The organism is Veillonella criceti (assembly GCF_900460315.1).
Lineage (GTDB): Bacteria > Bacillota > Negativicutes > Veillonellales > Veillonellaceae > Veillonella_A > Veillonella_A criceti.
In genome coordinates this window covers 1597900-1622353 of the sequence record NZ_UHIO01000001.1, presented here as the reverse complement: position 1 = coordinate 1622353, position 24454 = coordinate 1597900, and the positions used below count along the sequence as shown (strand labels likewise).

The window sequence follows — 24454 nt, the reverse complement described above, 5'->3', positions numbered from 1 at the left end:
AATTAAAGAGACTATGATTCAAATGATAAAGATAAATTCATCTTATTTGAATCATGGTCTCTTTTTATACTCAATCAAAGCATATAAAATAAAAACTGCAATTTTGCCAAGCATGCAAAGTTGCAGTTCTCTATATCTATTCTATTGTTCTCTTCTCTTTTTTATCAATTCCCCAGCACTAACCCCCGTTAATACTGAGGAGATTTCACCCAAAATAAAACGATTTCATATCTTGATTGTCATTAAATTTAGATTGTCACATCCACATAATAACATAAAATATATTTGCTTAAATAAACCAAGCCATGTCATCCGTCATATTTTTTGGTGTGAAGGCTACTTTATGACGTGGCATATGCTTACGCGTATGACCGTCTACCAAATGAATTGTTGAACGTACTTTACGAACTACAATATTTTCAGGTTCCGTTTCATAAATAACCACATTCTCAGGTACATCTCGTTTAATGACAAGATTACACCCAATACGACTACCACTGCCGACCATAATGTCACCTAACACTTTAGTCCCTGCACCAATCAGCACATCATTGCCCACTGTAGGATGTCGTTTCACTCGCTTAGAGCTCATACCGCCAAGAGTTACACCATGAAACAAAGTTACATTATCCCCTACAATAGCGGTTTCACCAATTACAACACCCATACCATGATCAATAAATAAGCCTTTACCAATCTGTGCTCCTGGATGTATTTCAATGCCTGTAACATGGCGAGAATGCAAAGCAATCCGTCGCGCTAGTAATTTATAACCTCGCTTATACAGACGATGAGCAAAGAAATGCCAAAATAAGGCCGTAATATGAGGATAGGTCCACAACACCATCAACACCGATGTAGCTGCCGGATCTGACTCCATTACACGCTTAATATTATAGCGAATTGATTGCCAAACTTCTTTCATATATCCTCCTAGCTAGTAAAGCCCCTAGCCCCTAAAACTATACATAATCGTATGCCTTACTCTCTCTTTTCAGACCTATACTTACGCTTTTACATGTTCTACATCATCAAATTCTAACATGGATAAGTATTTTTCAACTCCATCTGGAGCAATCGCTACTACTGGTACACCTGGATTTTTAGCTGCTAAATCTTTAGCCGCTTTAATGGCTGCGCCAGCAGAAATACCAATGCTAATTCCACTTTCACGCATAAATGTCTGCACTTGAGCGATAGCATCATCATCGGTTACCGTCACAACTTCATCCATAAGCGCTTGATCAAAGTTTTCTGGAATGAAACCAGCGCCAATACCTTGAATTTTATGTGCGCCACCTTTACCTTCAGAAATCATTGGGGATCCAGCGGGTTCAACAGCAACAGCTTTCACATTCGCATTATGTTCTTTTAATTTACGCGCTACCCCTGTGAAAGTACCGCCTGTACCAACACCAGCCACTACAATACCTACATTAGGTACTTGTTCAATAATTTCAGTAGCCGTTGTTTCATAGTGAATACCAGGATTAGCTGGGTTAACAAACTGTCCTAAGGTTACGGCACTTGGGTTGGCATCTAAAATTTCTTGTGCTTTTGCCAATGCCCCTTTCATACCTGTTGCTTTAGGTGTCAAAATAAGTTGAGCGCCATAGGCTTTTACTAATTCACGACGTTCTTTACTCATGCTTTCAGGCATCAAGATTACTACTTTAATCCCCAATACAGCACCTAACATAGCAAGAGCGATTCCTGTGTTGCCAGAAGTGGCTTCTACTAAAATTGTATCTGGTTTAATCAAACCTTTTGCCTGTGTATCACGCAACATACCATATACAGCACGGTCTTTAACGCTACCACCAGCATTGTATTTTTCTAATTTTACAAATACATTAGAATCCCCAATCTGATATACAGGGGTATTGCCAATTAATTGTAATGTGTCATTTACAGGTTTTATACTCATATTAATCATCGTTCCTTTCAGTTAGAGTATCTCTCTTCTCTAATAAAAAAAAGCCCTTGGTCACTTTGTGACCAAGGGCGATATATCGCGGTTCCACCTTGTTTCATTTGATCGTGCGCACAACCAAACCTCTACTGTACAGGCTAAATAATGTTCTCCAGAGGTTTCCCTCTCATCATTCAACTGTATACAGATTCGCTGTAACGGGCGACACCCGAAAAGGACTCCCCTAATATTAGCTTTGCCCTTATAGCTCCGAGATGCACTTCCATATATCTTTTATGACCCGCTTTCACCATCCGGGCTCGCTGCACACAAATCAATATATGTACTTTTCTCTTCCTCACTATGATTCCTATTCAAATCATATGCCTACTATAACACTATGAATTAAAAGTGTCAACTGTGAAATGTAACTTTTTGATTTTATTGTCATATTAACTAAAAATCGTCATTAATTTTACGTTGACCGTCCCGTATAGTGTACCATAAATCGTCTATTTAAGAAAGAACAGTCTATTTTCATAGACTGCTTTCCTGTTATACATATATAAATTTTGCTCGGTATAACCAATCATTAGTAAATATATCTTTATGTATCCTTTTAACATACATAAAGAAAGTAAGTAAGACTACAGGGCCTGTAATTACCGGTCAATAGAGTCCCTTATCTATTGGCTCTTCACAGGCCAAAGCCTCACTACATGCTATCCTATAACATACTTTGTATGCTGTATTACACTCTCCGTAATAGTCTTACCTATCTCCTATTCGTGCTGGTCTAATACTAAAAATGATAGCCTTGAAATCTATATTAATTATAGCAAACCTTTTGTGTATAAGGAATATATAAAATGAATTTTCAACATAAATAGCCGTATCAATTCTGCATAATAAACGTCAAAAATCTTGTATTTTTAACAATATTACGACATACATTCTCAATTACCTTTCAACTACCGAATAGGCTCTATTTCCTCACAAAGTCTATAATTCATCATTTCGTGTAATTAAAAAGGGACTAAAACGTCCTAAAAATGTCAAAACCCTTGATTTTTCAACACTTTTTATTATGTTAATTTTAGATGAATTATTAAAATAAACTCCCCCTTCATTGATCGTCACATAAGAGTTCAGCTATCAATACACATATATTACTAAAACTCATACTATTCTTGACTTCCTATACAATTTCATTAGTAATCTCTTCTATGTATTGAATAATAAAAAGAAAAGTGCCGTTGCCCTTAGGGAGGAGGCAACGGCAAGTTGTTCGTACATATCTGTACTCACGATTAGGTATAGGTATTTAGAGGTTTAACAAGTGGACTCACTCATAAGCACTTCCGGGATAAAGAATTACTTAGAGCTGTAACGCCAGTTCTGAATAACTTTTAGTTACTGTTCCCTTGTTATGAACCCATTATAACATGTAAATCTAAAAAGTTCAATACATAAAATTTATTTTTTTCGATTTAATTTATTTTTTTCAATTTACAAAGACTTAAATCCCATTAAATGGCCAAACAAAGCCTTCTTTTAATGTCTTTACAAAAAGTTCGTAATTATTTCAGCTTGGGCCTTAACACGTCTAACGCCGTTTCATACATATAGCGATACCCTAATTCATTCGGATGTACATCGCCAGCATATAAAATCTCACCTCGTTGATCCGCTTCAGCAATCGTCGCATAAAAATCTATATATGTAAGCCCATGATCCTGGCAGTACATCTTTAACAAATGATTGTAACTTACTAATACAGCATCATCCCCATCCGGGTCACAATCAATTTGCGGCGCTAACCCAATCACTACTTCAGCGCCCACCTTTTGAATGCGTTTCACAGACCGCAACATATTAAAATAGCAATCCTCAGCTAAGCGACCATGTAAAATATCATTCGTTCCCCCCATAATACAAACGATATCATATGTTTGTTCATCTAAGGCGCGGTCTACATTGTTAAAAATAGCTTGCAACGTAGCCCCATCGACACCAGCATTCACAATTTTAATCGATGCCCCTAACTGAGCCTGCAACAACTCTACCCAACCTTGTCCATAGGGTACATCATAACCACGAGTTAAACTATCACCAATACATAATACGTTCATAGGCCACCTACCTCATAACTCTTAGCCTTCTAACAAAGGATCGACTGCGCCATTCAATTCAAAGGCTTTAATGCGATCAATACAAGTACCACAAGTACCACAAGGTACATCGCCACCTTCATAGCAACTCCAAGTCAATTCATATGGTACGTTAAGATCTAATCCTACTTTAACCAATTGTGCTTTATTGTTAGTAGCAAATGGCGCCACTACTTGCACTTTGTCATAGGTTCCTAAAGAAATCGCTTTTGCCATAGTATTAACAAATGCTTCGCTACAATCTGCATACGCGTTGCCAGCCGCATCATCCGCATGAGCGCCTAAATAAATCTGCACCGTATCATCAGGGAATACACTCATACCTAGACTAGCCACAGCCGATAACATTAAACCATTGCGGAACGGCACATATGTATTTACCATCCCTTCCCCTTGTTCCTCAATTTGCTCTGCATAACTCTTATGAATAATATCTTCCGTAGACCCTTGTAGTAACGAACAATTAGAATATTTTAAAATCTGCGACAAATCAAGTTCATAATGTGGTACTTCATAGTAATCGGCTATCTTACGAGCGCATTGTAATTCTTTATCATGTTTTTGTCCATAAAAAATTGACACTGCCGCCACATTCTCTCTGCCTAACTGATCAACAGCTAACGCTAAACAGGTCGTAGAATCAACGCCACCACTAGATAAAACAATCGCTTTCATAAAGACATCCTTTCTATTGATATATACACTCAAAATAAGGGCCAATCCTATTGATTGCCCTTATCCATAACTCTCTTATTATCATATCATATAACGCAAGTCTCATGGTTAAAAATTAACTACTACTGTAGCACTAACAAATGACTCCGCTTTTATCGCCCGTTTAAATAATCGCCCAAGATTTGTTGCATTCGTTCACAATCTTTCGCTTGGCCTATAGTAATGCGAAGCCAATGAGGGGCTAATCCCACACGCACCTGATAACCAGCCCTCAACCATATATCCGCAACAGCCTTAGCTTCTTCCGGTGAATTAAATTCTACAAATAAAAAATTTGCTTCACTTTTATAATAATGAAGCCCCCATTGATTAAGACAAACTTCCCAACTATCACGAGCCACAGCATTAGCCGTTACTACATAGCGAATAAATTCTTGATCTTCTAAAGCAACCTGAGCCGCCACTTGTGAAAGGCTATTTAAATTATAAGGCAAGCGAATAGTTTGTACATAGTTCACCCAATCATCGCCTATTACTAAATAGCCTACACGGTAATTCGCTAACCCATAGGCTTTAGAAAAGGTTCTCATAATGCCTATATTACTAAATTCTGCCAGTAAAGGAAGCGCACTTGTTCTATCACACGATGTAACAAACTCAATATACGCCTCATCAATGAGTACGAGGATATCCCTAGGTACTCGTTTCATAAACGCGCGAATAGCTTCAACACTTACATACGTACCGGTCGGATTATTAGGATTGCAGAGCCATACTAATTTTGTTGTTTCATCAATGGCCGCTACCATCCCGTCTAAATCCGTAGCCCCTGTCATAGCATTACAAGGAACACCCTTAATCTTAGCTCCTTCTAGTTGCCCATTTAGGGCATATTCTGAAAAAGTAGGTGTACTAATAACAATAGAGTCTCCTGCTGTTAAAAAAGCACGACTTAATAACGTAATTACCTCATCAAGTCCTACACCAATCACTAACGATTCATCTGGCACTTTTATAAAGTCAGCAATCGCCTTACGCAAAGAAGTGGAATAACCATCAGGGTATTGACTACTATCATGAGCCTCAACATATTCCATAACCGCTTTTTTTACCTTTGGCGAAGTGCCATACGGATTTTCATTAGCTGATAATCGAACCAAATGTGTTAAGCCGAGTCGTTCTTTTAAACGACTAATCGGTTCCTCTGGAATATATGGTTTTAATTGTTGAATACTCTCTTTCATAAGGAGTCCTTTCTAGTGCTAACAAAGCCCCTACATAGATATCTTTATAAATTCTTAATTTCAGGACGTTCTGTAGTCTTGCTAATCAGTCCTTCGCGCCGTGCTAATTCTTCAGTAATTGCTTCATAGGGAATCCCTTTTTCAACTAGTAACACCCATACATGATAGAGTAAATCAGCCGTTTCATAGACTAACTCAGCCGAATCTTCATTCTTAGCGGCAATCACTACTTCAGTGGCTTCTTCCCCCACCTTTTTCAAAATTTTATCAAGGCCTTTGGTAAATAAATAATTTGTATACGATCCTTCTTTGGGACTGTCTTTACGGTCTTGAATCACCTTATATAATTCAATTAATGCTTGTGTCATGTGTTCTCCTCATATAAACCGCAATACATGTGAACTAAATTATAACAACTCTATTTCATTAAAAAAGCAACTGCTCGCCCCTGTATGACAAGCAGGGCCTTTAGGAATAACTTCTAACAGTAATGTATCACCATCACAATCAAGCGTAGCTCGTACCACCTGCTGTGTGTGACCACTCGTACCACCCTTATGCCATAATTCTTGCCGTGAACGCGACCAGAACCACGTTTCTTTGGTTGCTAATGTCCGTTTATAGCTTTCCTCATTCATCCACGCTACCATAAGTACGTCTTTCGTATTCGCATCAACTACAACAGTAGGTAATAAACCTTGCCCTTTTACAAAATCAGGCTGTACACGCTGTACTAAATCCATATTAGTGCCTCCTTTATCGAACGGGAATATTATGAGCCCGTAAGGCTTTTTTTACGTCTTCAATTGTTACTTCACCAAAGTGAAAAATAGACGCTGCTAAAGCACCTGTCACATTGGTTGCCTGAAACACCTCTACAAAATGTTCCACCGTTCCCGCGCCACCAGAGGCAATAATCGGCACTTGTACTAATTCACACAACTGCTCATATAAATCAATATCAAAACCAGATTTAGTCCCATCTTTATCCATGCTAGTTACTAGTAATTCACCAGCCCCTAGGCGTACAGCCTCTTGGGCCCATTCATAAGCTAACCAATCTGTTTTCTTACGCCCCCCATGTGTATAGGCGTACCGCACACCAGTATGAGGATCCTGCTTTACATCAATGGCCACTACCATACACTGATTGCCAAATTTTTCTGCCCCAGCCCGAATAAGCTCTGGATTAGCTAACGCCGCTGAATTCAATGAAATCTTATCAGCCCCTGCTTGCAATAACCGCTGCATATCCTCAACACTTCGAATCCCGCCACCTACCGTGAGTGGCATAAATACTTTTTCAGAAATAGCGGATATAACATCACTAAAGGTGCCTCGCCCTTCTGTCGTCGCTGTAATATCTAAAAAGACTTGTTCATCAGCCCCTTGCGTTTCATAGGAAGCAGCAATGGCAACAGGGTCCCCTACATCTACTAGATTTACAAAATTAACACCCTTTTTTACGCGCCCATTGTCCACATCCAAACAAGGAATAATTCGTTTAGCTAACATAGCTCCTCCTCTAACGCTACCACATCGGCCAAGGTTAAGGGCCCTTCATAAAGTGCCTTGCCCACAATGCAATGAGTAATTCCTTTTTTACGAAGACTCACAATATCCTCTCTATGGCGGATACCGCCAGACGCAATAATAGTAGCCTCTGGAAACTGGGCCTGCAACTGACTAAGCAAAATTTCATTAGCACCTGACATAGTCCCATCACGGCTAATATCGGTAACAATAAAATATTGGGCCCCAGCCATCACCATTTCACGAATCAATGTCGCCATAGTCACTTCCGACTGCTCTAGCCAACCTTCCGTCGCTACGTTCCCTTCAAGACCATCAACACCAATCACAATACGTTCAGCCCCGTAAGTAGCTAACATCCGTTTCGTAAATTCAGCCTGTTTTAACGCTACAGAACCTAAAATAACACGATTAACCCCTGCTTCTAAATATGCTTTAATAGTCGCCTCATCACGAATACCGCCCCCCACTTCAATGACACCACGAAAGACCTGGCGTATCCCTACAATGCTATCATAATTTACAGGTTTCCCTGCTTTAGCCCCATCTAAGTCAACCACATGAAGCGCTTTAATCCCGGCAGTTTCATAAGTACTCGCTTGTGCCACCGGGTCGGGATTAATCACGATTTCTTGGTTAAAATCGCCTTTAAAAAGACGCACACTTCGTTTATTTTGTATATCAATGGCAGGAAATATCATAAAACCTCCTAAGAATTATGTCACATACTAAAGCTATTAATTAGTCCTTATACGGCTCCACACAAAACGCCAAACTGATTCAACAGGCGAAGGCCTACAGCCGCACTTTTTTCAGGGTGAAACTGCATGCCATACACAGAACCGCGCTCTACAATAGCAGGCACTTTCACACCATACTCTGCAACGGCCGTTATATATTGTGCATCACAACAAGCATAATACGAATGAACAAAATACGTATATTCTTCATTAACTAATGCAAATGGACTCTGTTTCTTATATACCTGATTTTGATTCCAACCGGTATGAGGGACCAAAAGGCCTAAATCAGCTGGAAGAGGCTCTACGGTGCCAGGTATAAGCCCTAACCCAGCAGTCTTACCATATTCAGTAGATGACTCAAATAGAATCTGCATGCCTAAACAAATACCTAATAAGGGTTTTTCTTGGTTCGCTACGTCCTGTAACACAGAAACTAAGCCACGGGCCGACAAAGTTTCCATAGCTTGTTTAAAGGCACCTACCCCTGGTACCACTACACCAGCAGCGCCTAGAATTTTATCTCTATCGGCTGTTAATACAGTAGGAATCCCCAAATAAGCAAAGGCTTTTTGCACATTAAATGTATTACCTGCATCATAATCAACGATTGCAATCATATTTCATCCTTATTCTTTCTCTTTTTAATCATTCGTTTTTAATTCTTTTATTGAAACTCTTTTTTAATTCTTTTCTTAAACAGTCAAACTTCCTTTGGTAGAATTAATGCCTTCAATCTCAGTATTAATGGTGACAGCTTGTCGCAAAGCACGGCCTGTAGCCTTAAACATGCTTTCAATGATGTGATGCGTATTACGACCATATTCATTGCGAACATGAAGATTCATTAAACCATTCATTGCCAAAGCTTGAAAGAAGTCTTCTACCAATTCGGTTTCAAAATTTCCACCAAGTACAGGTGTGGTAAGCTCCGCCTTATACACTAAATACGGCCGACCACTTAAATCTATAACCACTTGAGTCAAGGCTTCATCCATAGGTGCCCAAGCCTGACCATACCGTTCAATTTGTTCTTTAGCACCTAACGCTTGTGTTAAAGCCTGACCTAGGGCCAGAGCTACATCTTCAACCGTATGATGCGCATCAATATAAGTATCGCCTTTAGCGTCCACGGTTAAACCAAAACGGCCATGCTTAGCCAATAAGCTTAGCATGTGATCAAGGAAACCAATACCCGTATCAACCATGACACCCGTCTGTGCATCTAATGACAAACTAACGGTAATATTCGTTTCTCCCGTTACCCGTGTCACCTTACCACAACGGCCTTTAGCCTGTAGTAAAGAACTATCCGAGGTAATGCCTTCTTTAGTAGCCCCTAACGTTAACACTCTATTCTTAGTGTCCATACAAACCATTCACTTCCTCATTATCAAATGTAAACTGATCAGCTTTTTCATCAAAACGAATCTCAATGGACCGAGCATGTCCTTCTAATCCTTCTGTCCGGGCTAATACTGCAATATGAGGCGCCAACTCTTGTAAACGAGCTTTGGAGAATTGCATAAAAGAAGTGCGTTTCACAAAGTCGTATACCCCTAATGGCGAAGAAAAACGCGCCGTACCACTGGTCGGCAATACATGGTTAGGGCCCCCCATATAATCCCCTACCGGTTCAGCCGTATAAGGTCCTAAAAATACAGACCCTGCATTTTCTACTAAACTCATATATTCCACAGCATTGGTTAGTTGAATCTCTAAATGTTCTGGTGCCACTTCATTCATTAACGTAAACATATCTTCAATAGAGTCAATAATAGCGATAAAACTTCGCTCTTCAATTGCCACCTTTGCAATCTCCTTACGCGGTAACTCATTAAGTTGACGTTCTACTTCTGTAGCTACTGCATTCGCCAATACTTCACTATTGGTTATTAAAATAGAACGCGCCCGTTTATCATGCTCTGCTTGTGATAGTAAATCAGCAGCAATATGAACAGGATTCGCCGTTTCATCAGCTAAAATTCCAATTTCCGAAGGCCCTGCAATCATATCAATAGAAACTTGCCCAAACACTTGGCGCTTCGCCGTAGCTACATAAATGTTACCAGGGCCCACAATTTTATCCACTTTAGGAATGGACTCTGTACCATAGGCAAGTGCTGCCACCGCTTGTGCCCCACCTACTTGGTATACCGCATCAACGCCCGCCAATTTAGCCGCCCCTAGCACGATAGGCGCAATACCCTCTTTTTGTGGAGGCGTCACCATAATAACTTCTTTAACGCCTGCAATTTTAGCTGGTAAGGCACACATTAAAATCGTTGATGGATAAGCCGCCGTACCACCAGGTACATAAATACCGACACGTTTAAGAGGGGTTACTTTTTGACCACGCAATATCCCCGTCGTATCTAAATCAATAAAGCTCTGATCAATTTCCCGTTTATGAAACGCCTCTATATTTGCCTTAGCCACTTCTAGGGCTTTTAATAACTCTGCTGGTAATTGATTATAGGCGTCCTCTATTTCAGCCTTCGATACCTCTAACGCCTCTACAGCTACCCCATCAAATTGATGACTATACTTACGAAGTGCCTCATCCCCTTCAGCCATTACCGTTTCAATAATCGTGCGAACTTGTTGTTCAATGTCTATATCAACGGTTTGTGCTGTATATTTATTGACTAAGTCAAGCATAGTCGCTAACGGTTCTCTATATATTTTCATAATGTTCTCCTCATCGTCTTCAAGCGATCCACTAAACTAAAAATTTCACTACGTTTTTGCTTTAATGCTAATGGATTGGCCACTAACCGTGTAGAAATCGGCATCAACCAATCAAACACCTGTAAATTATTTTCTCGCAATGTAGTGCCCGTTTCTGTAATATCTACAATCGCATCAGCTAACCCAATCAATGGCGCCAACTCAACCGATCCTTCAATCTTTATAATCTCTACATCTTTACCACGACTGGCAAAGTATGCTTTGGTAATATTAGGGTATTTAGTTCCTATCGTATGTCGTCGTGGTTCATTTAAATCATAACCAGCTAATGAAGCTAAAATAAATTGGCAACGCCCCGTTTGTAAATCCAATAATTCATAACTCGTGTTTTGCTGTTCTTCTAAAATATCGCTACCTACAATCCCAATGTCAACGACTCCATGATTAAGGTACGTTAATACGTCGCCACCTTTTACTAAAATCACTTCTAAACTATCACCTAATGGAATGACCAATTTACGTTTTTTATTGCGCAAGGGTTCACAATCAATCCCACAAGTTTCAAGAAGGGGTATGACTTGTTCCTCTACACGACCTTTCGTTAACGCTATGCTAAGCATCTTCACTCACTCCTTCTTGACTTACCACATATAAAACGGCATTTTCTCGTATAGCTTGTTCTCTAGCCTCTTCCAACGTATCTGCCAGCACTAAACTATAAGCTGGATGGTTCACTAAATAAGCGGTTGCTTTGGCCCACGCCTCTTTTTCATAATATACCAATATAGGTTTTGCCTTAGGCACTTCCATCTGCGCCACATCACTTAATACATCTAAATCAAACGCCATACCAACAGCACATGTTGGTTCTTTTTGAAAATTCGCTAACAACTGGTCATAGCGACCACCGCTTACAATATAGCTCGCCACTTCATCTACATACCCCCTAAAGGTAAGCCCTGTATAATAAGGTTGAGGTGGACGGCTACTTAAATCTAACCGCACTTGTTGATTCGACATATATTGCACTGTTTTTGCCAATTCCATCAATCCATTGACAATACGTTGTGCTGCCATTGGCAAAATGACTTGATTTAATTCTTGCTGAACTTCTTCAACAGAGCCAAATAATCGTGGCCATACAACTAATAAAGGATATAAAGCATTTTCTGCGTACCCCTCAATAATTCGTTCATATTGTGGTACGTTTTTATTAAATAAAGCTTCAAACAAAACTTCTTCTTCAGCCACTGTTAGCCCCAATGCATCTACAATAGTAGGTGCAAACCGAGCATCACTTAACTCTAAATACAATTGATTATTAAGCAACAAACGATTAACTTGATTAATCACCAGCAAACATTCTAATTCAGCCCGATTCGACTCATAGCCTACTAATTCAATACCTGCTTGTGTCACCTGATTAGCCCAACCACGATGAGCTTGATTCATAGCCAGTACATCACCAATATAATAAAATTTCTTAGGTAAACTCACCTGTATATTCGCTAAGAATCGAGCAATTGGTAGCGTTAAATCAGGTCGCACCACTAAACGATCTTGTGAATTATCTACTAATTCATAGAGTTTCTGCTGAATCGCTAAATCATAATCATCAAACACATTTTTATATTCAATTAAGGGTGTTATAATTTTGGTATAGCCTCGCTTATAAAAACATTTCGACATTAAATTGCTTAGAAGTGCTTTTTTCTGTGCTTCTTCACCAAACTCATCTCGAAATCCTTGAGGCAATCGTTTCTGTTTCATATGTCTAGCCCTCACTATCTCCTATTTCTCAAATCACGCTCTTATTGATTCCCTGTAAATTATCAAATCTAATTCTTCATCTCTTTATCTTGCTAAAGCATTAAAGCTATAATACACCGTATCCATTACTTCGTCAATATATGATTGTGCATATATTCTATGCATTAATCTCATCTATAAAAAAACATCCTTTAGAAATGGTAGCCATTGAATTCATATTGAATCATCACTATCATACCCAAAGGATGTTTTTACTTATTTCTTTTTATATAGTCTTATCAATTACAACCTATACTTATTCTGGAGTCCATGCGTTTTCAAAAGCACTAACACCGTGAGAATCAGAGCCTATCATATACGGTACTCCTATAGCATAGGCCATACCTTGAATAAAAGAACTCGGATACATTTCACGACAATTCGACTTATATAGACCTGCTATATTGTAATCAAGAGTGCGATTCTGAAATCTCAAAGTCTGTAAAATCTCGCGAATCACTTGTTGCGTCGCTTTATCATAGGACGATTTAAAATTAAAATGATGCTGATATTTCTTAATCAAATCTAAATGCCCAATTCGCACAGGCGTATGAGGCCCAAAATCTGTTTGTACCCCTTCTAATACTGATTGAAAATAGCGCCGATACAATACATCTTGCTTAGTTAACCATGGACCAAAGCCACGCTGAAATTCCGCTTCGCTATAATCAACACACCAAAAACCATCGTCAACACCTAACATAAAATGAACCGATAGTAGATTATCACCCGTATAAGGCCCTACCAAAGTAAGGAACTCTCGCGTAGATTCTTCAAACCCCGGCAAATAATCAACTTCAAAGCCTACCGATAGATTAATATATTGGCCATATTCCTTTTGTAATTCTGTTCCTAATGCTAAATATGGTTCCACTTGATCTGTGCGAATAGCCGCTGTGTCATAGGCCTCTTTGTCACCTTTATAACGGCGCACAAAGCCACTAGGTAAAGGCGCATGTTCTGTTAAACATAGCTTGTAAAACCCTAAGTCAATGGCTTTTTCAATTAAAAGGGCGACTTTTTCCCCTGTCCCATGAGGACATAGTTCTGTGTGCAAATGGCCATCTACCAATTGTCCTTCATACTGGTTATGACCTACGATTGAATATTGTTTACTCATAGACACCTACTAGTAACTAATAACCCAAAACACTAGTATCTAACTAGTACCTAACACTGAAAATACCCGTGATTTCTCACTGCTAACAGAAACAATCCAGAATTAATACTTATCTATAGTTTACAACAATATCTTAAATTGCGCCACGTACATACAAAATAATGGCTACCGTTACAAGAGCCAATACAGCTACTACAGCATAATCTAAACTACGCATCCCTACTGTGGCTACAAAACTGTGATTTTTATTACCAAAACCACGTAGTTCCAACGATAAAGCCATCGTTTCAGAACGACCTAAAGACTTCAACAATAGCGGTTGAATAACCGAACCATAAGACGCAAATCGTTTAAAAATATTACCTTCTAAGGCAAGGCCACGACAGGCCTGTGCTTCTTGTACCGCTTTACTTTCGGCAATAAAATCAGGTACAAAACGAAGGGCTGCGGTGAACATAAACGCATATTCGTAGGGAATTTTACATTGTGTAACTAGCGCCGCTGTTAAATCCTGCAATTTAGTAGTCGCCAAGAGCATAATAAAGACCATAGTCATACAAAGCATGCGCAAACCAGTTACGTAGGCTGATTCCAAAGTGCCACCCCCAATGTATTGCACCACAGCCAAAAACACGGCAAAAGTGGCCAATACTAATACGGCTTTTAACTGTTTACTCAAGAGACCGGTTGCTAATAAAATAATGAGCTCTAACGCTAATAGTAACGTTAATTCGTAAGGGGTTTGGAAGAGAACAGCCCACACGGAAAACGCAATAGTCATCAATATTTTGGTAAAAGGTACTAATCGTTTCATGAGGTTCCTCCTAACTGCGACCCTTACGGGCTAGCATTTTAGCTTCAAATTCTTCCATAGACTTACAATACCCAAGACCAGATACCGTTTCTGCTAGTGCCACACACGGTGGCTTGGTAAGACCCAAATCAAATAAATCATCGCGGGCTGTAAATAATTCTTCGGGTGTACCATCAAACGCTTTGGTACCATAGCCAATAATAATAGCCCGTGTACAATGAGCGGCCATAATTTCCATATCATGAGTCACTAACAAAATCGTAAGCCCTGTAGCTCGCAATGTTTCCAATAATTCTAATAATTCACGAGTTTCTTTGCCGTCTTGACCACTGGTCGGTTCATCTAAAATTAAAATCTTAGACTTCATAGCCAAGGCCGATGCAATAGCCACTCGTTGTTTTTCTCCTCGGCGAAGCGTTGGCGGATAAGCATCACGCAAATGACTAATCCCTGTAGCCGCCAATGCTTTAGATGTAATATCGGCTACCTCTGCTTTGGTATAACCTAATTGTTCAGGCCCAAAGCCTACTTCTTCAGCTACCGTAGGGCGGAACATCTGCCGATCTGGCTGTTGAAATACATAGCCAATAAAACGACCACGATCAGCCGGTGATAAGTTAGTAATATCTTCCCCATCATAGAACATCTTACCGCCGCGTGGCTTTTCAAGTCCCATCAACAAACGAGTCACCGTTGTTTTACCACAACCATTACGACCACCGACAGCAATAAATTCCCCTTCACCAATTGTAAAATCTACATTATCTATAATATCTTGCCCTAGGACATACCCAAAGCGCAAGCCTTTAACTTCTAGCATAATAGCCTCCTTAGGATACCTTCAAACCAGTTTTTGCAGCCTCAACGCTAAGCCATGGCGCTTCAAATTGGTAACCGGCCGCTTCTAACCGCATATAGGTTGTAAAGATGGAAGGTAATGCATCTACATAAATATCATTGATGTACATATAGCGCAATGTTTTTTCAGGCACATCATCACAGCGAAGTTCACCATCCACCATAAGCGCCATCCGATTGGCATATGGTAATACAGCATGTAAATCATGGTCAATTACAACTACCGTAATACCATATTCCTTATTTAAAGAACCAACTAAGCGATATAGTTCTTCCGTCCCTTCTGGATCGAGCGAACTGGTCGGTTCATCTAACACTAAAATAGAAGGATTCGTAGCCAATACAGAAGCAATGGCTAAACGTTGACGTTGTCCCCCAGAAAGGCTTGTAATCTTACGATCTTCTTTTCCTTCAAGGCCCACTTGCTTAAACACAATGGCACTGCGTTCTTTAATCTGTTCTGGTGTATAGCCTCGGTTTTCCATGGCAAAGGCCACTTCTTCGGCTACTGTCATCGTTACAAGTTGTGTATCATAATCAGCTAATACAACACCAATTTCAGTGGCCAATTCTGAAATTTCCGCTTGCGTTGTAGCCTTGCCGTTAACATACACCATACCTTCCATACGACCACCGTAGAATTTAGGCACCGCCCCAATCATAGCCATACATAAAGTGGATTTACCACAACCAGCCGGCCCTGTAATAACTAAGAAATCACCATCATTAACCACTAAATTCACATCTTTAATGGCTGGTTTTGTTTGACTACCATAATAATATGAGAAATGTTCAATGGAAATTTTAGCATCTGTGGCAGGTACTAATTCATATTGACTATGATCACTCGAAATAACCTCATCAGCATTTGGTAAATAGCCACGACGAGCAAATAAACGTTGTGCTGGTACATAAAGTAAAGGGGTAACAACGGCATTACAAAGAGATATGATTAGAACTAACGGCCACATCCCTTTAAGATATACATCAAGCGGTAATGCTAATACATAAAATAAAATCGTTACAAAAATCGCACCAGATACTAAGGTACTGAAAAAGCCTGATACAACAGGTGGAACCATATGACTACCTAATTTTACTTTGCTAAATATATGTACTACAAAAGCACAAGTCAATGCCCCGGCTGGTTCACTTAATAAGTTGGCATAAGGAAAGGCCGACTTAGAAGTCATCAAATTGATAAGCGCTGCCACTAAACCAATCCCTAAGGACTGACGATAATTAGGCCGTGTCAAATGAATAGCTACACAATAAGTGGCAATCATCCAGTTTGGCGTAATCCCCGCTACACTGGGACTTACTAAGTGTAAAATAGTGCCAAGGGCCAACATTAAGGTGCTCACAGTAACCCAACGAAACTGACCGCCTTGCACATGTGTATATACTAATTTTGAAACATCTTGAATTCGCTCCATACTTCTTTCCTCCTAAAAATGGGTATAAAAAAAACCTTCCAATCCCAAAAATCTAGGGACGAAGGTTATCCGCGGTGCCACCCCAATTGGTCATAAAGACCCGGCTCACTACGTACGGCCTACCCACAGGCGATACGCGCTCCTTTGTTAACGGTCGGAGATGACCGGTGGCGCCTACCAAAGTTCGGGCCACGTCTCCCAGGTCCATTCATTATAAATTCTTGCATCAGGCTCCCACCATTCCCGACTCGCTGTAGCCGAACTTTTATAATTACTCTTCCTGTTCGTCGACGATATCTTTATGTTTTTCTCAATTATACACAGGTAGGAAAGAGAAGTCAATATAAATTTTTCAGTAAAATAAAGGTGTCAGCAACTAAATACACCTTTTAACTAATATGCAGTTGACAACCCCCACCCCCTATACTACTATGGACATATACTATCATTTCAGGACTTAGGCATTTTCTTGGCTCGTCAGTCTGTTGAATGGTATCTGCAACGAACCATATCAATTCATCACTGCTAGAGCAAACCTATCGCTAGGCTTAGTTGCCGTCCATGAAATAACAGTACATTGTCATATTCGCTTGGATCTATAAGACCGGGACGAGACGCAACATAGGATATTTAGGCGCATTTCGTGGTCGAAGTGCGCCTTTTTTGCGCCAAGTCTCCAGAAAGGAGTTCTATGAAACTATGAAAATCGGTATTATCGGTGGTGGCAAAGTAGGGCAAAGCTTAGCCTCCGCCCTCGCCAACGACATCGTAGGGATTATAGGGTCTTCTCCTAAAACAACAACCCAATTGGCGCAACAATTTCAAACACCGCCCTACACGCAAGTCGAGTTACTACAGCAAAGTGATGTTATTTTTCTGACGGTACCAGATCGATTAATTGGTGCGGTAGCAACAGCCGTAACCTCAAACTTAACGGCCCTAAATCAACCGAGCTTAACCTTAACTGGCAAAACTTTCTTGCATTGCAGTGGTAGTTTAGGCCTAGAACCATTGGAACCCCTAACCAAATTAGGCGCTGCCACTGGCAGTCTGCATCCACTACAAACCTTTGCACATACCCACACGCCTTTAAGCGGAGTGTACATGGCCATCGATGGTGATAGCACGGCCCTTTCTATAGCACAGTCTATTGTAACTAGACTAGGAGGACAGGCCTTTCATGTGCCACCAGAAGAACGAGCTATCTATCATGCAGCAGCCTGTATCTGTTCCAATTATACCGTAACCTTGCAAGCACTTGCTCAACAATTAATCAGCCATTGGTTACCATCTAACGCTGCCTGGCAAGCCTTATTACCTTTATTTCAGGGTACAGTTCAAAATGTAAGCCACACTACAGAACCACGAACAGTCCTAACAGGCCCTATTGCACGAGGTGATGTAGCAACCATAAAACAGCATCTGGCAACCTTACCCTCTGAATACCTTCCTAGCTATTGCAGTTTAGGTCGCTTAACTACACAGTTAGCCTTACAAAATGGCACTATTTCTATGGCACAAGCCAAGGAATTACGTGAATTACTAACTAAGGAATAGATTAACAGTATCAAGGAGCTATTAAAGAGTCTTTAAAATCGCCTGATTGTATTGCCTCAAATAACGTCTATTAATTATTTTTACTTTTTAAAACGGAAAACATCCCAAAAGGAGTCTTACCATGAATACTACAACAAATACAGCAACTAATGCAGCGACTAATGAAGCAACTAGTACAGCGACTAATACAACAACTAATGCAGTAACTAATACAGCTACTACTACGACACCGAAGAAACCAGTTACTATTACAACTATTAAAGATATGAAACAAAAAGGTGAACCTATTACTATGATTACAGCCTATGATGTCGCCATGGCCCGTAATGTTAACGAAGCAGGTATTGACATGATACTTGTAGGCGATTCGCTTGGCAATGTAATCCTCGGTTACCAATCAACGATTCCTGTAACCATGGAGGAAATGATTCATCATACAAAAGCCGTTGTACGCGGTAACAGCACGGCCCTAGTCGTAGCGGATATGCCCTTTATGAGTTATCAAGCGAGTCTAACCGATGGCCTATATAATGCCGGTCGCTTACTAAAAGAAACGGGCTGCACCGCTGTAAAACTCGAAGGCGGTCAAGAAGTCTGCGAATTAGTCCATAAATTAACAACAGCTGGAATTCCTGTAGTGGCCCATATTGGTTTAACACCACAATCAGTCAATCAATTAGGTGGTTTTAAAGTACAAGGTAAAGAAGTAGCGGCAGCACAACAACTACTGGCCGATGCCAAAGCCCTTGAAGCAGCAGGTGCCTTTGCCTGTGTCCTAGAATGCGTACCGGCGGCCCTTGCTAAAAAGGTGACCGATGAACTAATAACCATGGCAACCATTGGAATTGGCGCTGGTAATGGCTGTGATGGTCAAGTATTAGTGTGCAACGATTTACTGGGGATTAGCACTGGTTTCACCCCAAAATTTGTAAAACAATACGCCAATCTTCATGACATTACCGTCAATGCTGTCAAAGACTACATTAAAGACGTAAAAGAAAGAAGCTTTCCTGCTCCAGAACACACCTTTAAAATCGATGATTCTGTGTTAGAAAAGCTCTATTAAATCGTTATTAGATATATTGTAACACGGCTTCCGTCATGCCTTCTGTATTCACTCGTTTCATGCCATCCTTGTAAATATCGCCTGTACGATAGCCAGCAGTCAAGGCCGCTTCCACGGCTGCTTCAATAGCGTCGGCTGCCTTAGAAGCGCCCAAGGAATAACGACACATCATAGCCGCTGACAATATTGTCCCCAATGGGTTGGCGATGCCCTTGCCAGCAATATCAGGCGCTGAGCCATGAATTGGTTCATACAAGGCTGTACCAGTACCAATGGAGGCAGACGGTAATAGACCAAGAGAGCCTGAAACAACGGCCCCTTCGTCACTTAGAATGTCACCAAATAAATTCGTCGTTACAATTACATCAAATTGACCGGGGTTAACAACTAATTGCATGGCTGTATTATCTACATATAAGTAATCAAAAGTCACTGCCGAATTGGCAGTGGCTTTTTCTTGTGCCACAGTGCGCCATAAGCGTGATGAAGCTAGTACATTGGCTTTATCTACGCTCGTTACTTTGCCTTTACGTTTCTTCGCTGTATCAATGGCGATGTCTATAATTCGTTCAATTTCATAACGATGATATGTTTCCTTATCCCAAGCTTTTTCATTAGGGCCTTCACCGCTCGCTTCTGACCGTTCACCAAAATAAATACCACCTGTAAGTTCACGAACAATGACAAAATCTACATCCTGTACCAATTCTGGCTTTAGCGGCGAATACTCTTGCAAGGCTTTAAAAATACGAACCGGACGTAAATTACAAAATAAGCCTAACTCCTTACGAAGTCCTAAAATTGCTTTTTCAGGGCGAATCGCTGGCGCAACAGAATCCCATTTAGGCCCGCCTACGGCACCAAGGAGAACTGCCTCCGCTTTTTTACAGGCATCAATCGTACTTTGTGGTAGCGGCTTTCCATACGCATCAATGGCTTCACCACCTGCCTTATGCTCAGCCCAACAAATAACGATATTATCTTTAACTACCGCTTTATCTACCACACGACGTGCTGCCTCTACAATTTCACGACCTATGCCATCCCCATTAATGGCTACTACCGTTTTCTCTATACTCATGTTCTAACTCTCTTTCTCTATATATTACCTACCTCTCAAAATAGGTAATTCATATTTCACTTTTAATGACTACAAAGCCTCTTAACCTCGTTGTTTAGCAAAATTTACCAGCCCGCCTGCTTTAGCAATGGCCTGCACAAAGGGTGGCAAGGCTGTCCCCTGATAGGTTTCACCAGTCGTTATATTATGTACCTCACCAGTACTCATATCGATGCCAATTTCATGATTCACTTGTATTTTTTCAACGGCATCACCAATTTCAATCACTGGTAACCCAATATTAATCGCATTGCGGAAAAATATCCGTGCAAAACTATGGGCAATAATACAAGGCACACCACTAGCTTTAATAACCGCTGGCGCATGTTCACGAGAGGAACCACAACCAAAATTCTTACCAGCCACCATCAAGTCACCAGGCTGTACCTTAGCTGCAAAGGTCGTGTCAATATCTTCCATGGCATGTGTCGCAAGTTCTGCCATATCAGCAATAGCTAAATACCGAGCAGGAATAATTACATCTGTATCTACATTGTCGCCATAACGCCAAATTTTACCTTGAAAATCCATATTATACCTCCTCTGGTCCTGCAATGCGTCCAAGTACAGCACTGGCCGCCGCCACATACGGACTAGCTAAATACACTTCACTATCTACATGGCCCATGCGCCCTCTAAAATTACGATTTGTGGTGGAAACAGTCCGTTCACCAGCTGCCATAATCCCCATGTAACCACCTAAACAAGGCCCACAGGTAGGCGTACTCACCGCACAACCCGCATCAATAAAAATATCTATCAAGCCTGCTTTAATAGCTTGATCATATACAGCTTGGCTACCTGGCACTACAATGCAACGAACAAAGTCCGCTACTTTTCTATCTTTAAAAATAGAGGCAGCCGCTTCTAAATCTTCATAGCGCCCGTTGGTACAAGAACCAATCACCACTTGGTCAATGGTAATATCCTTAGCAATGTCCGTAATATAATGCGTATTAGACGGCAAATGAGGGAAAGCCACGACTGGCTTCAACGTCGCTAAATCGATGACTACCGTTTCACTATATACCGCATCTTCATCAGCTACCACAGGTGTATATTCACGTTTCACACGACCAGTTACATACGCCTTAGTCACCTCATCATAAGGGAACACGCCACATTTACCACCTGCTTCGATCGCCATATTACAAATCGTCAAACGATCAGCCATGGTTAAATGAGCAATACCATCACCACAGAATTCAATCGCTTTATACCGCGCTCCATCTACGCCAATTTGACCAATCAGTTCAAGCACAATATCCTTACCGGTTACCCAACGATTCGGCATACCCGTAAGTTCCACTTTAATCGCTTCTGGCACTTTAAACCAAGTCTGTCCCATTGCCATAGCAACCCCTGCATCAGTGGAACCTACCCCCGTAGCAAAGGCACCGAGTGCTCCATAGGTACACGTATGAGAATCGGCACCGATAATCATATCCCCTGGTGCTACTAAGCCTTGTTCTGGCAATAACACATGTTCAATCCCCATACGGCCTACTTCAAAATAATGAGTAATTTGTTCTTGCCGGACAAAATCACGCATTATCTTCGCTTGTTCAGCCGATTTAATATCTTTATTCGGTGTGAAATGATCGGGCACCAAATAAATTTTCGCTCGATCAAATACAGGTTTACCAATTTTTCTAAACTCTTTTAAGGCTGGTGGAAAAGTAATATCGTTCATCAATACGGCATCTACTTTACATTCTATAATCTCACCGGCTCTTACCGTAGCCACCCCTGCATGGCGAGCCATGTTCTTCTCTGTCATCGTCATCCCCATAACGAATGCCTCCTTATTCTCAATTCTCACTATTTCTATTAATCCATTTAATACTTTCTACTACACTGACTATTCAAATTCTTTTTCAATTTCTTCAGTTAAATATACATAGTTAACAGCATTAATATAGGCTAATACACTGGATGAAATTACGTCCGTGCTTACACCACGCCCATTATATTGACGCCCTTTATATTCAATCGTTACCTGCACTTCACCTAGTGCATCTTGGCCGGCTGTGACGGAGCGTACCTGATAATCCTTAAGCTCAATCGGTAAGCCAATAACACGCTGTGCTGCTTTAAGTGAGGCATCAACCGAACCATCACCAACGGCCGCATCTTCGCGGATACCTTGTGGTGTTTTAAGCCGTACATCTGCATAAGCATAACCACGTTCATTAGATTTATAATGATGATGCACGAGTTCAATGGCTTTTACATGGTCAATATTATCAATAACAAGAGCCAAAATATCTTCATCAAAAATCTCTTTCTTCCGATCCGCTAGCGCTTTAAATTTTACAAATAAATCATTTACTTTTTCAGCGGTAAAATGGAAGCCCATTGTTTCTAAATGACTTTCAAAGGCATGACAACCCGAATGTTTACCAAGAACGATACTTGTTTTTTCAGCACCTACACTTTCTGGTGTCATGATTTCGTAGGTCGTGGGATTATTTAGCATACCATGTTGATGAATTCCAGACTCATGAGCAAAAGCATTGCGACCTACAATCGCTTTATTTGGTGGTACCGCCATGCCCGTTAACTTACTCACTAATTTACTTACACGAGTAAATTGCTTCGTATCAATAGCTGTAGTTACTCCATACACATCTTGCCTTGTTTTAAGTGCCATCGTCACTTCTTCAATCCCTACATTACCCGCTCGTTCACCAAGTCCATTAATCGTTCCTTCTACTTGACGAGCCCCAGCTTGAATCGCTGCCAACGTATTAGCATTGGCCATCCCCAAGTCGTCATGGCAATGGACACTAATAATGGCCTTATCTATATCTTGCACATGTTCTTTAATATAACGAATCTTATAAGCAAATTCATCAGGGGTCATATAACCGACTGTATCCGGTACATTAAGTATGGTAGCACCGCCAGCAATAGCTACTGAAAAGACTTCACACAAATATTCCAAATCCGTCCTCGAAGCATCTTCCGCTGAAAATTCGATTTCATCAAATTTCCCTTTAGCCAAAGCCAAACATTCTTTCACAATAGCAAGAACTTCTTCACGCGTTTTCTTCAATTTATATTCCAAATGAATATCACTGGTGGCAATAAATACATGGAGACGACTTCGTTCCGCTCCTTGTAAAGCTTCTGCCGTCCGCTCAATATCTGCCTTATTAGCTCTTGCTAAACCACAAATGATAACTCCTTTTACGTTTTCAGCAATAGTTTTTACCGCTTCAAAATCCCCTGGTGAAGCTGCTGGAAAGCCTGCTTCAATAACATCAACACCTAGTCTTACTAAATTTTGTGCAATTTCAATTTTTTCAGGGGTCTGCAAAGATACGCCAGGACTTTGCTCCCCATCCCGCAAGGTAGTATCAAAGAAATACACCCGGTTCACATCTTGCTGATTAGTTGCTTTTTGTACTTGGCTCATAAAATTACCTCTCATCTTTCTCAATGCAGGTGCTATGCTCTCTCCTTCATAGCACCAATCTCTCTTCTCACTCAATAAAAAATACCCCTGGATGCACAGACTAACTGCACGTCCAGGGGCGTCATAAGTTGATACATATAGCTGATACGATTGATACAAAGTCATCATAAAATAAAAAATGAAAGTATCAAAAAAGCCCCTGGAATCACATTACTGTGTTCCAGGGGCATCATAAACTATAACACGGTACCACCCTAGTTGGTTCTCTTGTAGTTATAACGGAACTA

24 protein-coding genes and 3 other annotated features (1 of these 27 cut by a window edge) are annotated in these 24454 nt (G+C 40.6%); of the genes, 2 read left to right on the top strand and 22 right to left on the bottom strand.

Features of this window, described 5'->3' with window-relative positions; translation table 11 throughout:
* Positions 1–289 precede the first annotated feature (289 nt).
* The 18 genes from epsC to DYE54_RS07170 form a co-directional block, all read right to left on the bottom strand.
* On the bottom strand, positions 290–925 hold the full coding sequence (gene epsC, locus DYE54_RS07255; RefSeq protein WP_115310610.1) for a serine O-acetyltransferase EpsC: 636 nt from the start codon (positions 923–925) through the stop codon (positions 290–292).
* An 81-nt stretch (positions 926–1006) separates the two neighbouring features.
* On the bottom strand, positions 1007–1927 hold the full coding sequence (locus DYE54_RS07250) for a PLP-dependent cysteine synthase family protein (RefSeq protein WP_115311109.1): 921 nt from the start codon (positions 1925–1927) through the stop codon (positions 1007–1009).
* A gap of 70 nt (positions 1928–1997) precedes the next feature.
* Positions 1998–2280 (bottom strand) — a binding site (T-box leader).
* Positions 2281–3492: 1212 nt separating this feature from the next.
* Positions 3493–4044, bottom strand: coding sequence for an SGNH/GDSL hydrolase family protein (locus DYE54_RS07245; RefSeq protein ID WP_115310609.1), 552 nt, complete (start codon positions 4042–4044; stop codon positions 3493–3495).
* Positions 4045–4065: 21 nt separating this feature from the next.
* A complete protein-coding gene (gene queC / locus DYE54_RS07240) occupies positions 4066–4779 on the bottom strand; it encodes a 7-cyano-7-deazaguanine synthase QueC (RefSeq protein WP_281267712.1) in 714 nt (237 codons plus the stop codon).
* A 131-nt stretch (positions 4780–4910) separates the two neighbouring features.
* A complete protein-coding gene (hisC, locus tag DYE54_RS07235; protein ID WP_115310607.1) occupies positions 4911–6002 on the bottom strand; it encodes a histidinol-phosphate transaminase in 1092 nt (363 codons plus the stop codon).
* A 44-nt stretch (positions 6003–6046) separates the two neighbouring features.
* On the bottom strand, positions 6047–6370 hold the full coding sequence (gene hisE, locus DYE54_RS07230; RefSeq protein ID WP_115310606.1) for a phosphoribosyl-ATP diphosphatase: 324 nt from the start codon (positions 6368–6370) through the stop codon (positions 6047–6049).
* Between the two features lie 39 nt (positions 6371–6409).
* Positions 6410–6745 (bottom strand): phosphoribosyl-AMP cyclohydrolase, encoded by a 336-nt coding sequence (gene hisI / locus DYE54_RS07225; RefSeq protein WP_115310605.1) that lies wholly within the window; start codon positions 6743–6745, stop codon positions 6410–6412.
* Positions 6746–6758: 13 nt separating this feature from the next.
* Positions 6759–7517, bottom strand: coding sequence for an imidazole glycerol phosphate synthase subunit HisF (gene hisF / locus DYE54_RS07220; RefSeq protein WP_115310604.1), 759 nt, complete (start codon positions 7515–7517; stop codon positions 6759–6761).
* Positions 7511–8236, bottom strand: a complete 726-nt coding sequence (hisA, locus tag DYE54_RS07215; RefSeq protein ID WP_115310603.1) for a 1-(5-phosphoribosyl)-5-[(5-phosphoribosylamino)methylideneamino]imidazole-4-carboxamide isomerase — start codon at positions 8234–8236, stop codon at positions 7511–7513. The genes hisF and hisA overlap by 7 nt, the downstream gene beginning before the upstream one ends.
* Positions 8237–8283: 47 nt before the next feature.
* On the bottom strand, positions 8284–8895 hold the full coding sequence (gene hisH / locus DYE54_RS07210; protein WP_115310602.1) for an imidazole glycerol phosphate synthase subunit HisH: 612 nt from the start codon (positions 8893–8895) through the stop codon (positions 8284–8286).
* 75 nt (positions 8896–8970) lie between these two features.
* Positions 8971–9645: an imidazoleglycerol-phosphate dehydratase HisB gene (gene hisB / locus DYE54_RS07205; protein WP_115311108.1), complete on the bottom strand. Its 675-nt coding sequence runs from the start codon at positions 9643–9645 to the stop codon at positions 8971–8973.
* On the bottom strand, positions 9635–10966 hold the full coding sequence (gene hisD, locus DYE54_RS07200; protein ID WP_115310601.1) for a histidinol dehydrogenase: 1332 nt from the start codon (positions 10964–10966) through the stop codon (positions 9635–9637). The genes hisB and hisD overlap by 11 nt, the downstream gene beginning before the upstream one ends.
* The gene (gene hisG, locus DYE54_RS07195) at positions 10963–11586 is read right to left on the bottom strand and encodes an ATP phosphoribosyltransferase (RefSeq protein ID WP_115310600.1); all 624 of its coding nucleotides are present in this window, start codon (positions 11584–11586) and stop codon (positions 10963–10965) included. The genes hisD and hisG overlap by 4 nt, the downstream gene beginning before the upstream one ends.
* Positions 11579–12736, bottom strand: coding sequence for an ATP phosphoribosyltransferase regulatory subunit (locus tag DYE54_RS07190; RefSeq protein ID WP_115310599.1), 1158 nt, complete (start codon positions 12734–12736; stop codon positions 11579–11581). The genes hisG and DYE54_RS07190 overlap by 8 nt, the downstream gene beginning before the upstream one ends.
* Before the next feature lie 295 nt (positions 12737–13031).
* Positions 13032–13895 carry a histidinol-phosphatase HisJ gene (gene hisJ, locus DYE54_RS07185; RefSeq protein ID WP_115310598.1) on the bottom strand — a complete coding sequence of 288 codons (864 nt, stop codon included), beginning with the start codon at positions 13893–13895 and terminating at the stop codon, positions 13032–13034.
* A gap of 133 nt (positions 13896–14028) precedes the next feature.
* Positions 14029–14709: an energy-coupling factor transporter transmembrane component T family protein gene (locus tag DYE54_RS07180; protein WP_115310597.1), complete on the bottom strand. Its 681-nt coding sequence runs from the start codon at positions 14707–14709 to the stop codon at positions 14029–14031.
* 10 nt (positions 14710–14719) lie between these two features.
* On the bottom strand, positions 14720–15529 hold the full coding sequence (locus DYE54_RS07175) for an energy-coupling factor ABC transporter ATP-binding protein (protein WP_115310596.1): 810 nt from the start codon (positions 15527–15529) through the stop codon (positions 14720–14722).
* Positions 15530–15539: 10 nt separating this feature from the next.
* Complete coding sequence (locus tag DYE54_RS07170; protein WP_115310595.1) at positions 15540–17003, bottom strand: energy-coupling factor ABC transporter ATP-binding protein; 1464 nt, start codon at positions 17001–17003, stop codon at positions 15540–15542.
* A 51-nt stretch (positions 17004–17054) separates the two neighbouring features.
* Positions 17055–17300 (bottom strand) — a binding site (T-box leader).
* Positions 17301–17702: 402 nt separating this feature from the next.
* Between DYE54_RS07170 and DYE54_RS07165 the strand changes: the two genes are divergently transcribed.
* On the top strand, positions 17703–18560 hold the full coding sequence (locus DYE54_RS07165; protein WP_115310594.1) for a Rossmann-like and DUF2520 domain-containing protein: 858 nt from the start codon (positions 17703–17705) through the stop codon (positions 18558–18560).
* Positions 18561–18681: 121 nt separating this feature from the next.
* Entirely contained in the window at positions 18682–19626 is a 945-nt protein-coding gene (gene panB, locus DYE54_RS07160) for a 3-methyl-2-oxobutanoate hydroxymethyltransferase (RefSeq protein WP_115310593.1), read from the top strand.
* A 7-nt stretch (positions 19627–19633) separates the two neighbouring features.
* Here the strand turns inward: panB and leuB are convergent, their stop codons facing one another.
* From leuB to DYE54_RS07140, 4 genes are all read right to left on the bottom strand, one after another.
* Entirely contained in the window at positions 19634–20707 is a 1074-nt protein-coding gene (gene leuB, locus DYE54_RS07155; RefSeq protein ID WP_115310592.1) for a 3-isopropylmalate dehydrogenase, read from the bottom strand.
* An 81-nt stretch (positions 20708–20788) separates the two neighbouring features.
* Positions 20789–21277, bottom strand: a complete 489-nt coding sequence (locus DYE54_RS07150; RefSeq protein ID WP_115310591.1) for a 3-isopropylmalate dehydratase small subunit — start codon at positions 21275–21277, stop codon at positions 20789–20791.
* Between the two features lies 1 nt (position 21278).
* Positions 21279–22538 carry a 3-isopropylmalate dehydratase large subunit gene (leuC, locus tag DYE54_RS07145; RefSeq protein ID WP_115310590.1) on the bottom strand — a complete coding sequence of 420 codons (1260 nt, stop codon included), beginning with the start codon at positions 22536–22538 and terminating at the stop codon, positions 21279–21281.
* 69 nt (positions 22539–22607) lie between these two features.
* Complete coding sequence (locus DYE54_RS07140) at positions 22608–24167, bottom strand: 2-isopropylmalate synthase (RefSeq protein ID WP_115310589.1); 1560 nt, start codon at positions 24165–24167, stop codon at positions 22608–22610.
* Positions 24168–24386: 219 nt separating this feature from the next.
* Positions 24387–24454, bottom strand: a binding site (T-box leader); it runs 134 nt beyond the window's last position.